Source organism: Limnospira fusiformis SAG 85.79, assembly GCF_012516315.1.
Lineage (GTDB): Bacteria > Cyanobacteriota > Cyanobacteriia > Cyanobacteriales > Microcoleaceae > Limnospira > Limnospira fusiformis.
In genome coordinates, this window is sequence record NZ_CP051185.1 from 1,621,508 (window position 1) to 1,635,715 (window position 14,208).

Here is a 14,208-nt window from a genome sequence, read left to right on the forward strand (position 1 = left end):
TGTTACTCTACTACGGTTTTGAGTAACACCTAAGTAACGGTAGAATAGGGGTTGTAGGCTGTAATTCCGGTTCGAGTCCGACTCTGCCCACTATTAACTGTTTCTGATTAGAGAGGGATTAACAAGTAATTTCCTGAAATATCCGGAAATATTTTTCCGATCCCCAAAACCCCAACCTACATGGTTGGGTCAAACGTAGTGAAACCCAACATAACTGAGAGATGGTGGCGTTGGGTTTCGTGACCTCCACCCAACCTATAATAATTAACAATTAATAATTAATAATTAATAATTTTAGCCATGTAGGTTGGGTGAAACGTAGTGAAACCCAACATAACTGAGAGATGGTGGCGTTGGGTTTCGTGACCTCCACCCAACCTATAATAATTAACAATTAATAATTAATAATTAATAATTTTAGCCATGTAGGTTGGGTGAAACGTAGTGAAACCCAACATAACTGAGAGATGGTGGCGTTGGGTTTCGTGACCTCCACCCAACCTATAATAATTAACAATTAATAATTAATAATTAATAATTTTAGCCATGTAGGTTGGGTGAAACGTAGTGAAACCCAACATAACTGAGAGATGGTGGCGTTGGGTTTCGTGACCTCCACCCAACCTATAATAATTAACAATTAATAATTAATAATTAATAATTTTAGCCATGTAGGTTGGGTGAAACGTAGTGAAACCCAACATAACTGAGAGATGGTGGCGTTGGGTTTCGTGACCTCCACCCAACCTATAATAATTAACAATTAATAATTAATAATTAATAATTTTAGCCATGTAGGTTGGGTGAAACGTAGTGAAACCCAACATAACTGAGAGATGGTGGCGTTGGGTTTCGTGACCTCCACCCAACCTATAATAATTAACAATTAATAATTAATAATTAATAATTTTAGCCATGTAGGTTGGGTGAAACGTAGTGAAACCCAACATAACTGAGAGATGGTGGCGTTGGGTTTCGTGACCTCCACCCAACCTACTCAAATGGGGGAAAAAGGCGATACTGAGAGATGGTGGCTCGATGTTTGGTGACTTTCATGAGTCCTGGTCTTGGGGTTTTAGTTTTTTACATTTTGACCCATTCTGATATTAACGAGTTGAGAATGCCAATAAAATGTTGCAATGTTTCCTTGATGTTTCCTATGTTTCCATTTTTTAACAATTGACGTGGAGTGATGCAGCTCTGAAAGCAACATCTACAATAGTGAAATCATGGGTAGATTAAGGATTTTCCGTGGCGATCGCATATACCGGGGGTACTTACCATTGGAGGAGGTGAATGGGATAGCACAGGAAATTAGGGCGCGTTCATTTGGTCACTCAGTAACGATTACAGCCCTTTCAGTAATCATGCAATACGCTCTCGCTCGTCCCGGTCCCCCCTGGGATGCAGATTTAGGGTGAGGGTAATGTTTAGTGCGATTTCCCGGCTGTATTTTTCGCACTAACAGCATACTCTTTAGCTTTCATCGCCAAGGGGAAGGGAAAATTGGCGAAATAAGGCCAGCGATTTCTTAAATTGTGAACAGGCATTAGCCAGGTTATCCTGAAACCTGCAACCTGTAACGGTTGTGGTTTTTTTTGTTGTGGCGCGCCACTTTTTTCTCATAATACCTCGCGCCTTACTCTCTCGAGTATTGCCCCGAATGGTATTACTACATCAGTGTTTGGAGGCGATCGCTACTTTTTACTCCCATTACTCAGATCCTCTGTTACCATCGGCGATCGCCTGCTGACAATTACTCTAAAACTCCCTACAGTAAAGGTTTTGCCAGATTGTAAAGAAATGTTAAAGCGTTTTTTATTAAAAAATGTTGCACAAACTTGATTTGGTTGCTAAAGTGTGCATAGCGAACAATAGTAAGTAAAAAAGAGAAAGTAAAAAGGAGAACTGTGAGCTATGTTGTACGCTACCGTGACCTGTGATGTATCCTCAGTCAGCAACTGAGTTGAAGCCTCGATTCGTTCATATCATCATCAGCAAACTGAGTATGAGCTATCAATCAGCAAACTTTCCGCTCCAGAAACGAGAGCTAACCCAGAGGGATTTTGTTGTTCTTCACAATTTTAGCGTCCGCCTGGGTTGAACAGAATTTAGTCCAATCAATTGATTTAGCCGCCACTGTAGTGGAGTCCTAGTGTCCTGGCGGTATTTCACCACAGACAGGAGATTTTTATGAATATCCAAGGTATTACAGCCCTAATTACAGGGGCTTCCCGTGGTATCGGACGAGCGATCGCCCTAGAGTTAGCCCGCAATGGCGTGGGTCGTCTGTTATTAGTCGCCCGCGATCGCCAAAAATTAGCAGAATTGGCAGCAGAACTCAGCGACATGGAAGTAGAAGTGATCACCCTCGCCCTAGATCTCACACAACCCACAGAAGTCAATATCGCCTTAGCCCAAGCATGGCGAACTCACGGCCCCATTGATTTATTAGTGAACTGCGCCGGGGTCGCCCATCAAACCCCCTTCTTGAAATCTAAATTACCCCAAGTCCAAGAAGAACTATCCCTAAACCTGATGGGACTTTACACAGTCACCCGTGCGATCGCCCGACGTATGGCCACCCGAAACCAAGGAACCATCGTCAATGTATCCAGTCTCATGGGCAAAATCGCCGCCCCCACCATGTCCACATACTCAGCCACTAAATTCGCCATCCTAGGCTTTACCGAGGCACTAAGGTCTGAATTAGCCCAACACAATATCAAAGTTATGGCTTTACTTCCCACCCTCACCGATACAGACATGACCCGCCACCTGCAACTATTTCGCTGGGTCACTCCCATGACCCCCCAACAGGTTGCCCAAGTGTTAATTATCGGACTGCGGAAAGACTCCCCAGAAATTCTGGTAGGGTGGCAAAGTCACCTAGCCGTTTGGTGTCGTCGCATTGCCCCCTGGGTAATGAACAAAGTCTTAAAAATGGCATCTCCCCTTTCTCGGAATTATCCCGAGTCTCCCACAGCTTGGCGGCGAGTAGGTGCTGCTTCCCGCTAACCTCTCATTGCACAATGGATAATTAATCATCTGGTAGGGGCGGGTTCCGCAGTTAATTCGATTTCTGAAAAATCATATTACTAAACCCCCCCTATCCCATACTGATCATAATTCTGACAGTCACAGCATCTTCTTTGCTAGAATTATTGACTGTTCATTCTCATTTGAGCAATCATCAACATGATGTTAAACGGTCTAGCCACTGAACTTTCAGGCATTGTAGTTTCCTTGAATGGAATTTTAACAGGATTTTGTCAACTGTTGGCACTGTTTGTAATTGCCATTGGCGTGACCCGTGCTTTAGTGATTTTTATTAAAGATGCCTTATTTAAAGGTCAGGCTACCGAAGCCTTTCAACGAGGCCGTTTAGTCATGGGTTATTCATTTTCCCTAGCCCTCAGTTTTTTAATTGGAGCCACTATTTTAAAAACCATGATTTCTAGCCGTTGGGATGATATCGCCCGGTTAGCTGCTATTATTGCCGTGCGAACTGTCCTAAATTATCTACTACTTCAGGCAATTAGCAAGGCAACTCCAGAAGTTGAACAAATTAGCACTCCCGCCGAAACTTAATCAAAAACTACAGATAATCTCACCAGAAAAAACCTGTCAATTGCTGAGTAATCCGCCATTATGCCCGCCCTAGAGGGGACAAGCATATAGCTGACCCCCCTTGAGTCTGTCAGTCTTAAAAAGAGTAGGCTGTCTGTAATGCCCACCAAATTAGAAGGCCGATACTACCCAAAATCAGTAGTGAAGAAACAATCACAACCGTAGGGCTATCTGCTCCCTTAAACTTCATAATTCCTCTATCTAGGTCTGATGGCATATACACTTCCTCCTACTTTAAGTTTTGTTTGAGTCCAACTAAGCAGGTTGGAGATCGTCGCTCTTCACCTACCTAGATTTTACCCAAACAATAATTATACAATATCTAATGCTTGCTAGGTATAGTTTTCCCTTGACAATGCCCCCAGCCGATCGCCTACCTAGGGGAGACTGGTTAAGTTAGCTAGTCCTCCCCCCTTGACCTCTGCCAAGACCTCTGCCAAATTGTCAGAAATCTATTATAATGGTGACTTTGATATTTTCACTGACATTAAAAACACCATTTTCGCAGTCATGGCTACTTTTCGAGAAATTTGTCAATACTATCGAGATTATCGTTTATTAGCAATTCTTAGTATCAGTGCATCGAGTTTTTTTGAACTAATTGATTTGCTAGTACCATATACGATCGGACAGATTTTAAATGTCCTGTCTGGTCAAGGTGCAGATGGCTTCATACAGTTAACAGTCACAGCGATCGCCTCCGCCACTGGGCTACCAGACCAACAGACCACAGCTTTAATCATATTACTAGGTATCATTTTTTTAGTCACCGTTATCAAAGCACCTATTCAGCCTTGGTTAGGCTCATGGTTTCACTGGTTAATCCCCCTAGCTGCGCGGCGAGACCAGCATCAGAATGCTCTCCAAAAAATCTTGACTTTACCCCTAGAATTTTACGAAGAAAATAACCCCGGTCGCATTGCTAACCGCATCACCAAAGGCATAACTAACCATACCTGGACTTACCCAGAAATAGCAGGTCAATTAATCCCGAAACTCGTGCGAGTCATCGGTATTTTCATAGTGATTTTTTTCATTAAGTGGCAAATAGCCATATTTTTCTTAGTGTCTTTTGTCTTTATTCTGTCCTTTACCCTCGTCAAACTTCGACATCTCATTAGATTAGAAACCCGACTAGACAGCCATCAAGAAAACACCGAAAGTCGCAACTCGGAAATCATCACTAACATCAAAACTGTCAAAGCCTTTGCTACCGAAAATCAGGAACTTGAACGACAAAGCACTCGCCTAAACCGAGAGTTAACCGTAGTTATCCATCGCATTCACCGAGACTATGTAAAACTCGCTACCTACCAAAATACAACGGTGCAATTTTGTTTATTTATGGTATTGGGTTTTACTTTGTTTGCTACCTTTGGAGGGCAAATGTCTCTGGGGTATTTTGTGGTTACTTATACCCTCTCTAGCATGGCTTATTCTGAACTAACTCCCATTAGTTTATTGGCGGAAGTTTTTGCGCGACGCTATTCTTCTATGGTGCGTTTTTATGAGTTTATGCAGTTGAAAGAGGGACAAGATGCCATCAAATTAAACTCGGAAAATCATCAGGTATCCTATCACTTTAAGGGTAAAGTTGAATTGCAAAACTTAACCTTTGGCTATATCCCAGAAAAACCAGTTTTGCAGGATATTAACCTGTTTATAGAACCCTGTCAAACTGTCGCGCTGGTGGGTCATTCCGGTTCCGGTAAGTCTACCTTGGTCAAGCTATTATTTCGCTACTTTGAACCATTACAGGGTCGCATTTTAATCGATGGTGAAAATATCCAAGATTTGGATGTGACCGCCTATAGGCGACGTTTAGCTATCGTTCATCAAGATGTTGATATCTTCAATGGAACCTTGTTAAATAACCTCACCTATGGCAACCCTAACGCTACCCTAGATGAAGTTAACGAAGCCTGTAAAATTGCCCGAGCCGATGAGTTTATTAATCAACTTGATAAGGGTTATTATACTACTGTGGGAGAACGAGGAATGCGCCTGTCTGGGGGGCAAAAACAGCGGTTAGGTATTGCTAGGGCATTGTTAGTCAATCCTGATATCTTGATTTTTGATGAAGCTACTTCTAGCTTGGATTATGAATCAGAACGTTCCATTCAAATAGCCATGCAAAATATTCTGGGAACTCGGACTACAATTATTGTGGCTCACCGTCTCAGTACCATTCGGGAAGCTGATAAAATTGTGGTATTAGATCATGGTAAAATTGTCGAGATCGGTAGTCATGATGAGTTACTTAATCACCGGGGAATTTATCGGAGATTACACGCACTCCAAGAAACTGGGGACGTGATTTGAGTAGAAGGGGGCGAAAATTAGCCCCCCCTTTAACAAGAGCTTTAATCACTATTAACAGGGACCCTCTGAACCGTCTGGCATAATCGCGCCACAAAAGGTCGCCCCCTCTAATCTAGCATTATTTAAGTTGGCATTATTCAAATTAGCCTGATCTAAATTAGCACCTTCCAGAAAGGCGCGATACATATCTGACCAGGATAAGTCACTATTAGAAAGGTTAGCTTGTCTAAGGGTGGTGCTGTGTAACCTGGCATCCCGCAGGTCTGCACCTGCTAAATTTGCGCCAATTAGGTTGGCTGAACTTAGATCCGCACCTCTTAATTTTGCCCCCCGCAGGTCACTATTTTGCAAATTAGCACCTATGAGAGCCGCGCCGTCTAGTTCGGCTTCCTGTAGGTTGGCTCCACTGAGATCGCACTGCTGACACTGTTTGGTATTTAGCAATTGTTGGATGTCTCGGGGTCGGGCGGCGATCGCCTCAATTCCTAACCCTATTACAGCCAGAAGACCGGGAACAATAACTATTAATTTCATCGAAAACCTGACCAATACTAGCCCGACTTTGACATCATACTATATTATATAGGGGGCTAACTCATGTTAAATCTATTAGCCCCTTTTATTGATTTCAATAGGCTACAGTCATGTTAACATATTTACTAACTACGGTAATCACCTCCTGATAGTTTTTGAATAAACGGTAGGTTGATAGGCTACCATTTACAAACATTGGTAGGGCGGGAGTTGGCATTAATGTGGTGATAAATGTATTCACAATGCACCACAAAATTACCAGGGTAATGCAGCCGATCGCTCCAATTATCACTAGGTCACTGCTTTTTAGTCGCAGGAAACCTATGTACGTCGCCTGTCCAGGCAGCGTCATTAAAGACAGGGGTATTTTAGGTGTCATCACTAACCGCTCAGAATCTAGGGTGGGTATAACAAACCAGGTCTATACCAACCTAAGGAAACTGAATTGCCAAGCTATCTAATTGTCTTAGAAAGTGTGCGCCTCAGCCTCCTCTCAATGCCTACGGAGTTAGCTGACGGGCTAGGGCTGAGAGTTGCCCTTCTCTTTATCTCTGTCGGTTGTTGACAGAAACACTTTGCGAGATTAGCCCCAAAAATTTGGTTCCTCCGCTCCGACCACATCACCGCGTCTGCACCTGCTCGAAAAGTACATAACGGCAATATTTTACTTTCGCCGGATTAGGCTGACTGTTTGTTTTCTATATAATCCTATTCTAAATTACCAAATATCAAATTGTCAATAAATTGTGCAAATTGTTTTTGACAGGGAAACAACGGATGATATTCTCAGGGGGAAGGGTGGCTAGATCTCGGAAGCGATCGCCGATCGCCCTGCATTGAGAAAAACTCAACAGGGGGGTTGTGGGGAAGGATGTCAATTGGAAAATTTCCCCTTTAGTGCTAGAGTTAGCAATTGACCACTACTGACAAGAACCATGTCTGCGCCCCCTAGCGCCCCAACTGTAACAACATTTCCCCTCGCCGCCGTGGTGGGACAAGAAGCGATCAAATTTGCCCTGCTGCTGGCCGCAGTTGATCCCGGCTTAGGAGGTGTGGTAATTGCTGGACGGCGGGGAACCGCTAAATCAGTGATGGCCAGAGCCCTTCATGCCTTATTACCGCCCCTAGAAGTAGTAAAAGATGCGATCGCCAACATTCCCCCCAACTGGGAAGCGGGAGAACCCACCCCAGAAACCGAAATCATCCCCGCGCCCTTTGTACAAGTTCCCCTAGGGGTAACAGAAGATAGGCTGATAGGTTCAGTAGACGTAGAAAAATCCGTTAAACAGGGCGACACCGTATTTCAACCCGGCCTATTAGCCACAGCCAACCGAGGAGTCCTTTACATTGACGAAATCAACCTCCTCGATGACAATATAGCCAACCTGCTGCTAACAGTTTTAACGGAAGGGCGCAACGTCATTGAAAGGGAAGGGATCAGCTTTGAACATCCCTGCCAACCCCTATTTATCGCGACCTATAACCCGGAAGAAGGTCCCCTGCGAACCCATTTACTCGATCGCATTGCCATAGCCCTATCTGCTGATGGAGTCCTGAGCTTAGATCAACGGGTGCAAGCAGTAGACCAAGCCCTCGATTATTCCCAGTCTCCCGAGGCATTTCTCCAGCAATATACAGAAGACTTAGATAACCTGAAAACTCAAATTCTCCTAGCCAGAGAATGGCTAAAAGATGTCACCATCACCTCAGAGCAAATTCTGTACCTGGTAGAAGAAGCCATCAGAGGGGTAGTTCCCGGACACCGGGCGGAACTGTTTGCGGTGCGAGTAGCTAAGGCTTCGGCGGCTTTAGATGGTAGAAATAGCGTTAATGCTGATGACTTGCGGCGGGCGGTAGAATTAGTTATTGTACCGAGAGCCACAGTAATTCAGACCCCCCCCGAAGAACAACAACAGCCACCACCCCCACCCCCACCACCCCCCCAAGGTGAGGACGAACCGGAACCAGAGGACGAAGACGAAGACGAAGAACCGGAAACCGAACCCCCAGAAGAAGAAGAAAATAGCATCCCAGAAGAGTTTGTGTTTGACCCGGAAGGGGTGGTGCTAGATCCAACGGTGTTGTATTTCTCGCAAATGGCAAACCGACAGGGTAAAACTGGCAGCCGCAGTATGATTTTTTCAGAGGATCGCGGTCGGTATGTTAAACCCATGCTACCCAAGGGTAAAGTACAACGCATTGCGGTAGATGCTACCCTACGGGCGGCAGCACCCTATCAGCGATCGCGACGGTTACGATATCCTGAACGTCGGGTAGTGGTAGAACAGGGGGATATTAGATCTAAGCGCCTAGCCAGAAAGTCCGGGGCTTTGGTGGTGTTTGTGGTGGATGCTTCCGGGTCTATGGCCCTAAACCGGATGCAGTCAGCCAAAGGCGCGGTAATGCAGCTATTAACTGAGGCTTACCAGAGCCGCGACATGGTGTCGTTAATTCCCTTCCGAGGGGAACAGGCGGAAGTTTTGTTACCGCCTACTCGGTCAATTGCGGCCGCCAAACGACGCTTGGAAAGGATGCCCTGTGGGGGTGGGTCTCCCCTGGCTCACGGACTAACTCAAGCGGTGCGGGTGGGGATGAATGCTAAACAGTCTGGAGATATCGGACAGGTGGTAATTGTAGCAATTACGGACGGCCGAGGTAACATTCCCTTAGCCCGATCGCTCGGTGAACCTATCTTAGAAGGTGAAAAACCGGATATTAAAGGGGAATTGCTGGAAATTGCTGCCAAAATTCGTGGTTTGGGTATTCAATTGTTAGTAATTGATACCGAAAATAAATTTGTCTCGACAGGTTTTGCCAAGGAATTGGCGAAAACCGCAGGAGGTAAGTATTATCATTTACCCAAAGCCACGGATCAGGCGATCGCAGCTATGACTCAAAATGCCATTCGTGATGCGATCGGTTAAAGTATAGATAACCAATAGGTTTTTTCCATGGAACCTGTTATTTCCCATTCTGGGGAAAAGCCATCCCCAGGCAGGTTTTACCCATGGTTGCTAGAGGTTTTCCAGGGTCTCAGAAATTCCGTCAATTGGTCATCTGTCCGCCTGGTAAAAATTTGCCTATAATACCGGAAAACAGTTAGTCCCAACCCTAGACTAATATTGTGCTTCCTAATGCTCAGGATTAACCAATAGTGTTTTGAGTGGAAATTTATGAGTATGTTTAATGCTACTGCCATTCTCATTGATGCCTTCGTCCAACGCCTACAGGCTGGTTACCGCCGTACCTATGGGGGATTTAAACCAGACTACCCCGAAATAATTGCTTGGGCTGGCACAATGGCTCTGGAAAATATCGCCAACTGTGACGCTTTATACCACAATGTCGAACATACTATGCTTGTCACCCTAGTAGGACAAGAAATTCTGCGCGGGAAGCATATTCGAGAGGGGGGAGTCACGCCAGAAGACTGGTTACACTTTACCATTTCACTCCTATGTCATGATATCGGCTATGTGAAAGGAGTATGTCGGCGAGACCAAGACGCTAATGGTTTATATGCGACAGGAATTGATGATGGTATGGTTTCCATAAGTTCAGGCGCAACCTCGGCTAGTCTGACTCCCTACCATGTCGATCGCGGTAAATTAGTCATAGATGAACGCTTTGGTGGTCATAAACTAATTGATGCGGAACAAATTAAACGCAACATTGAACTAACCCGGTTTCCCGTCCCGGCTGATGAAACTCACCAAGACCGCCAGAATTACTCAGGACTCGCGCGCGCGGCTGATTTAATCGGTCAACTCAGTGACCCTCGCTACCTCAAAAAGATTAGTTCCCTATTCTACGAATTTGAAGAAGTCGGGACTAATAAAGTCCTAGGTTACAAAACCCCCGGCGACCTCCGTAATAATTACGCCAAATTCTACTGGAATGGTGTATTTCCCTACATTCCCGCCGCCTTGCGATATTTACAACTGACCCAGGAAGGGAAACAAGTTGTGGCTAACCTATACGCTAACGTTTTCCAGGTGGAAAATGAACGGCGTATCCTCAGCGAAAGCGAGAAATATCTGCCAGATAATTCATCCATTGGTGAAGAAAATGGCTACAATGGCGACAAAAACGGTAGTTCAGACCTACCCAAATTTAGCGAAATGTCTAATTTGAATTTGTGAACGACCAAACACCAAAAACCCCAACCCCGGAAATTTCCCAAAAACTTGAACAGTTGAGGCTAACTGTCCAACGGGCTAGTTATGCCTATTATGTTCTGGATGCTCCGACTATGGAGGATGGGGTTTACGATCGCCTATATCGGGAACTGCAAGAACTCGAAACCCAATACCCAGAACTAATCTCTCCTGATAGTCCTACCCAGAGAGTCGGAGAAAAACCCGCTACTCAGTTTGAGTCTGTACGCCATAATATCAGTCTTTATAGCCTGGAAAATGCCTTTAATATGGCAGAACTCCAGGCTTGGGATGAAAAATGGCGACGTTTTCTTGGTAACTGGGCAGCGGAAGATAATAACTATATCTGTGAACTCAAAATAGATGGTTCGGCGATCGCTCTCACCTATCACGATGGCATATTAGTTAGGGGTGCGACTCGTGGGGATGGAGTCACTGGGGAAGACATTACCCAAAATATTAAAACTATCCGCTCTATTCCCCTAAAATTACATCTGGATAACCCGCCGCCTGTGGTGGAAGTTCGGGGGGAGGCTTTCCTCTACAACCGTATTTTTGCGGAAATTAACCAGGAAAGACAAAAAAACGGAGAGCCACTATTTGCTAACCCGCGTAATGCAGCCGCCGGAACTCTGCGACAACTTGACTCCCGCATTGTGGCTGCTCGACACTTGGATTTTTTCGCCTATACTCTACACCTAGACTCCCCCAATTTACATGATCACTGGGATTGTCTGGAGTTGCTCCCAAAAATGGGCTTTAAAGTCAATCCTAATCGCCAACTGTGTCAATCTTTGCTGGAAGTTCAGCAGTATTTTAATACTTGGGAAACTCAGCGCCGAGAATTACCCTATATGACTGATGGGGTGGTGGTTAAGCTAAATTCCCTCAGTCTCCAAAAACAGTTGGGAGAAACGAGAAAATTTCCCCGCTGGGCGATCGCCCTTAAATATCCGGCGGAAGAATTGCCCACTAAGATTATATCAGTTACTTTCCAGGTCGGACGTACTGGAGCCTTGACTCCGGTGGCTGAACTTGAACCCATACAGTTAGCTGGAACAACTGTTAAACGCGCTACACTTCATAATCAAGACCGCCTGACTGAATTAGACCTACATATTGGCGATACGGTAATTGTCCGTAAGGCTGGGGAAATTATCCCGGAAGTGGTGCGAGTATTGCCGGATTTGCGACCAACTGGCGCTAAACTGGTGACTATGCCGACTCATTGTCCTGAGTGTGGGGAAACTGTGGTAAAAACTCCACCGGAGGCGGTCACCCGCTGTATTAATTCCTCTTGTCCGGCTATTGTGCGCGGTTCTATTATTCACTGGTGCGGAAGAAGGGCTTTAGATATTAATGGTATTGGGGAAAAGCTGGTTCAGCAATTGGTTGAGACTCAATTGGTGCGATCGGTCGCTGACCTTTATCATCTTAATATGGATCAGTTGGTTGCCTTAGAACGCCAGGGCCAAAAATCAGCCCAGAAAATTCTGGAGGCGATCGCCGCTTCTAAAAAACAACCCTGGCATCGAGTATTATATGGTCTAGGTATTCGCTATGTCGGAGAGGTTAATGCTGAGTTACTCGCTCAAAATTTCCCGAGTTGTCAGAGTTTGGCGGCGGCTTCTTCCGCACAAATAGAAGGCGTTTATGGTATCGGCGCGGAAATTGCTACTTCTGTTTATCAGTGGTTCCAAAATCCTGCTAATATCAGTTTATGCGATCGACTTGAACAATCTGGTTTACAGCTTGCCAGTGTGCCGTCAACTGCACTAAAATCTACTCCCCAAGCGCAACCTTTCGCCGGAAAAACCTTTGTGCTTACCGGAACATTACCTACTCTCACCCGAGAGGAAGCTAAATCTATCATTGAGAAAGCTGGGGGAAAAGTAACTAATTCTGTTACCCAAAAAGTCGATTATTTACTATTAGGAGACAAGCCGGGATCGAAATTAGCAAAAGCTCAAAATCTGGGTATCGCAGAGTTATCCGAATTAGAGCTTTTAGAGATGGCAAAATAAGCCATGATTTAGGGTGTAAATTAAAGCCACAAATCATCATCATTGAACTGATGTATTAATTTACCAATCTCAATCCGGGTGACATATTCAGGGCTTGCTCAACTATATTTCTGCTACTTTTAGCCAGTCAATCCGATTAAATATACCTCTAAAAGCGCCATAGAAATATATGCTCAAAACCAATCAAATCATCTCCCTGCTGCTCATTTTTATTCCCATTTCCATTGTCGCCGAATATGGACACTGGGGAGCCACTATAATCTTTATAACCGCCGCCCTAGCCATTATTCCCCTGGCGGCTTGGATGGGTACAGCTACCGAAGAAATAGCAGTAGTTCTCGGCCCTAATTTAGGAGGGTTAATGAATGCCACATTTGGCAATGCTACCGAATTAATTATCGGTTTTGTCGCTCTCAAAGCCGGATTGGTAGAGGTAGTCAAAGCCAGCATTACCGGGTCAATTATTGGCAACTTATTACTGGTAATGGGTTTAGCCATGTTTCTGGGAGGATTAAGGTTCAAAGAACAAGAATTTCCCCCAGTAGTGGCTCGTCTGAATGCCTCAGCCATGACCTTAGCAGTAATTGCTATATTAGTTCCCACCGCCGTAGATGTCACGTCCAGCGGCATAGAGGAAAGCACCATGCAAACTCTGTCCGGTGCGGTGGCGCTAGTGTTGATTATAGTTTATATCCTCACCCTACTATTTTCCATGAAAACCCACTCCTATTTATATGATGTGGGATTAGCAGAAAACGAAGTAGAACCCGGAACGGGAGAAGAAATATCAGGGGAACCTCATCATCAAATCAATCTAAAATTATGGATTGTGGTGCTTTTAGTGGCTACAATTATGGTGGCGGTTGAGTCGGAGCTGTTGGTAGGTACTCTGGAAGAGGCTACCGAGAGTCTGGGTTTGACAGCACTATTTACCGGGGTGATCCTAGTTCCGATTATTGGGAATGCAGCCGAACACGCCACGGCTGTGACGGTTGCTATGAAAAATAAAATGGATCTGTCGGTGTCGGTGGCTGTAGGTTCGAGTTTACAGATTGCCCTCTTTGTAGCACCAGTGTTAGTTCTGGCGGGGTTGGTGCTAAATCAGCCAATGGATTTAGACTTTAATCCCTTTGAGTTAATAGCTGTGGCTGTATCGGTGGCGATCGCTAATTCGGTAAGTTCTGACGGCCGGTCGGACTGGTTGGAAGGGGTGTTGCTGCTGGCTGCATATATGGTTTTAGGAATAGCCTTTTTCTTTCATCCCGTCATGTTGTAACCCACCCCCAACCAACAAGCCACGTTTTGGTCGCTAATTAGTATCGAGGAGCCAAAATGTTATACTGGGTTGCAACGGTATCGGCTAGAATTATCATATATAGTAGCAGTCTTTATATGGCCGCCTTCCTGAAAGTCGCGATCGAGGCTTATGCTTTCCAGTTTGCTACTGTTTCCTTTCAATGTCTAAGCACCTATTCCCAAGCGATTGCCAAAAAGGATAGATATGTCTATGGATTTTGACGGTAGGTGGCTAAAGCCGATCT

General features: G+C 44.9%; 12 protein-coding genes and 1 riboswitch. Of the genes, 9 read left to right on the forward strand and 3 right to left on the reverse strand.

Going from position 1 to position 14,208, the window contains the following annotated elements; translation table 11 throughout:
• The first annotated feature begins 1,588 nt into the window (after window positions 1-1,588).
• From HFV01_RS07735 to HFV01_RS07745, 3 genes are all read left to right on the forward strand, one after another.
• On the forward strand, window positions 1,589-1,753 hold the full coding sequence (locus tag HFV01_RS07735; RefSeq protein WP_193520975.1) for a hypothetical protein: 165 nt from the start codon (window positions 1,589-1,591) through the stop codon (window positions 1,751-1,753).
• A 440-nt stretch (window positions 1,754-2,193) separates the two neighbouring features.
• Entirely contained in the window at window positions 2,194-3,018 is an 825-nt protein-coding gene (locus tag HFV01_RS07740; protein ID WP_006624548.1) for an SDR family NAD(P)-dependent oxidoreductase, read from the forward strand.
• A gap of 180 nt (window positions 3,019-3,198) precedes the next feature.
• Entirely contained in the window at window positions 3,199-3,591 is a 393-nt protein-coding gene (locus HFV01_RS07745; RefSeq protein WP_006624549.1) for a DUF1622 domain-containing protein, read from the forward strand.
• A gap of 115 nt (window positions 3,592-3,706) precedes the next feature.
• Here HFV01_RS07745 and HFV01_RS07750 read toward each other — a convergent pair whose 3' ends face one another.
• Complete coding sequence (locus HFV01_RS07750) at window positions 3,707-3,847, reverse strand: hypothetical protein (protein WP_006624550.1); 141 nt, start codon at window positions 3,845-3,847, stop codon at window positions 3,707-3,709.
• 293 nt (window positions 3,848-4,140) lie between these two features.
• Here HFV01_RS07750 and HFV01_RS07755 point away from each other — a divergent pair, with 293 nt between their 5' ends.
• Entirely contained in the window at window positions 4,141-5,952 is a 1,812-nt protein-coding gene (locus tag HFV01_RS07755; RefSeq protein ID WP_048895434.1) for an ABC transporter ATP-binding protein, read from the forward strand.
• A gap of 51 nt (window positions 5,953-6,003) precedes the next feature.
• On the opposite strand, the gene HFV01_RS07760 is transcribed toward HFV01_RS07755, so the two are convergent.
• The gene (locus HFV01_RS07760; protein WP_006624552.1) at window positions 6,004-6,486 is read right to left on the reverse strand and encodes a pentapeptide repeat-containing protein; all 483 of its coding nucleotides are present in this window, start codon (window positions 6,484-6,486) and stop codon (window positions 6,004-6,006) included.
• A gap of 94 nt (window positions 6,487-6,580) precedes the next feature.
• The gene (locus tag HFV01_RS07765; protein ID WP_006670730.1) at window positions 6,581-6,865 is read right to left on the reverse strand and encodes a hypothetical protein; all 285 of its coding nucleotides are present in this window, start codon (window positions 6,863-6,865) and stop codon (window positions 6,581-6,583) included.
• Window positions 6,866-6,968: 103 nt separating this feature from the next.
• Window positions 6,969-7,130, reverse strand: a riboswitch (cyclic di-AMP (ydaO/yuaA leader).
• A gap of 291 nt (window positions 7,131-7,421) precedes the next feature.
• Between HFV01_RS07765 and bchD the strand changes: the two genes are divergently transcribed.
• The 5 genes from bchD (at window position 7,422) to HFV01_RS07790 (ending at window position 14,185) form a co-directional block, all read left to right on the forward strand.
• Window positions 7,422-9,410, forward strand: coding sequence for a magnesium chelatase ATPase subunit D (gene bchD, locus HFV01_RS07770; protein ID WP_006624555.1), 1,989 nt, complete (start codon window positions 7,422-7,424; stop codon window positions 9,408-9,410).
• 255 nt (window positions 9,411-9,665) lie between these two features.
• Complete coding sequence (locus tag HFV01_RS07775; RefSeq protein ID WP_174447142.1) at window positions 9,666-10,628, forward strand: Npun_R2479 family HD domain-containing metalloprotein; 963 nt, start codon at window positions 9,666-9,668, stop codon at window positions 10,626-10,628.
• A complete protein-coding gene (gene ligA / locus HFV01_RS07780) occupies window positions 10,625-12,667 on the forward strand; it encodes an NAD-dependent DNA ligase LigA (protein ID WP_006670732.1) in 2,043 nt (680 codons plus the stop codon). The genes HFV01_RS07775 and ligA overlap by 4 nt, the downstream gene beginning before the upstream one ends.
• A gap of 169 nt (window positions 12,668-12,836) precedes the next feature.
• Window positions 12,837-13,943, forward strand: a complete 1,107-nt coding sequence (gene cax / locus HFV01_RS07785) for a calcium/proton exchanger (protein ID WP_006670733.1) — start codon at window positions 12,837-12,839, stop codon at window positions 13,941-13,943.
• A 56-nt stretch (window positions 13,944-13,999) separates the two neighbouring features.
• Window positions 14,000-14,185: a hypothetical protein gene (locus HFV01_RS07790; protein ID WP_006670734.1), complete on the forward strand. Its 186-nt coding sequence runs from the start codon at window positions 14,000-14,002 to the stop codon at window positions 14,183-14,185.
• The last annotated feature ends 23 nt before the right edge of the window (window positions 14,186-14,208 follow it).

Excerpts from the sequence above, each read along its gene's own strand:
- HFV01_RS07740 (WP_006624548.1), top strand. The coding sequence starts at position 2,194 with ATGAATATCCAAGGTATTACAGCCCTAATTACAGGGGCTTCCCGTGGT.
- HFV01_RS07745 (WP_006624549.1), top strand. The coding sequence starts at position 3,199 with ATGATGTTAAACGGTCTAGCCACTGAACTTTCAGGCATTGTAGTTTCC.
- HFV01_RS07750 (WP_006624550.1), bottom strand. The coding sequence starts at position 3,847 with ATGCCATCAGACCTAGATAGAGGAATTATGAAGTTTAAGGGAGCAGAT.
- HFV01_RS07755 (WP_048895434.1), top strand. The coding sequence starts at position 4,141 with ATGGCTACTTTTCGAGAAATTTGTCAATACTATCGAGATTATCGTTTA.
- HFV01_RS07760 (WP_006624552.1), bottom strand. The coding sequence starts at position 6,486 with ATGAAATTAATAGTTATTGTTCCCGGTCTTCTGGCTGTAATAGGGTTA.
- HFV01_RS07765 (WP_006670730.1), bottom strand. The coding sequence starts at position 6,865 with ATGACACCTAAAATACCCCTGTCTTTAATGACGCTGCCTGGACAGGCG.
- bchD (WP_006624555.1), top strand. The coding sequence starts at position 7,422 with ATGTCTGCGCCCCCTAGCGCCCCAACTGTAACAACATTTCCCCTCGCC.
- HFV01_RS07775 (WP_174447142.1), top strand. The coding sequence starts at position 9,666 with ATGTTTAATGCTACTGCCATTCTCATTGATGCCTTCGTCCAACGCCTA.
- cax (WP_006670733.1), top strand. The coding sequence starts at position 12,837 with ATGCTCAAAACCAATCAAATCATCTCCCTGCTGCTCATTTTTATTCCC.
- HFV01_RS07790 (WP_006670734.1), top strand. The coding sequence starts at position 14,000 with ATGTTATACTGGGTTGCAACGGTATCGGCTAGAATTATCATATATAGT.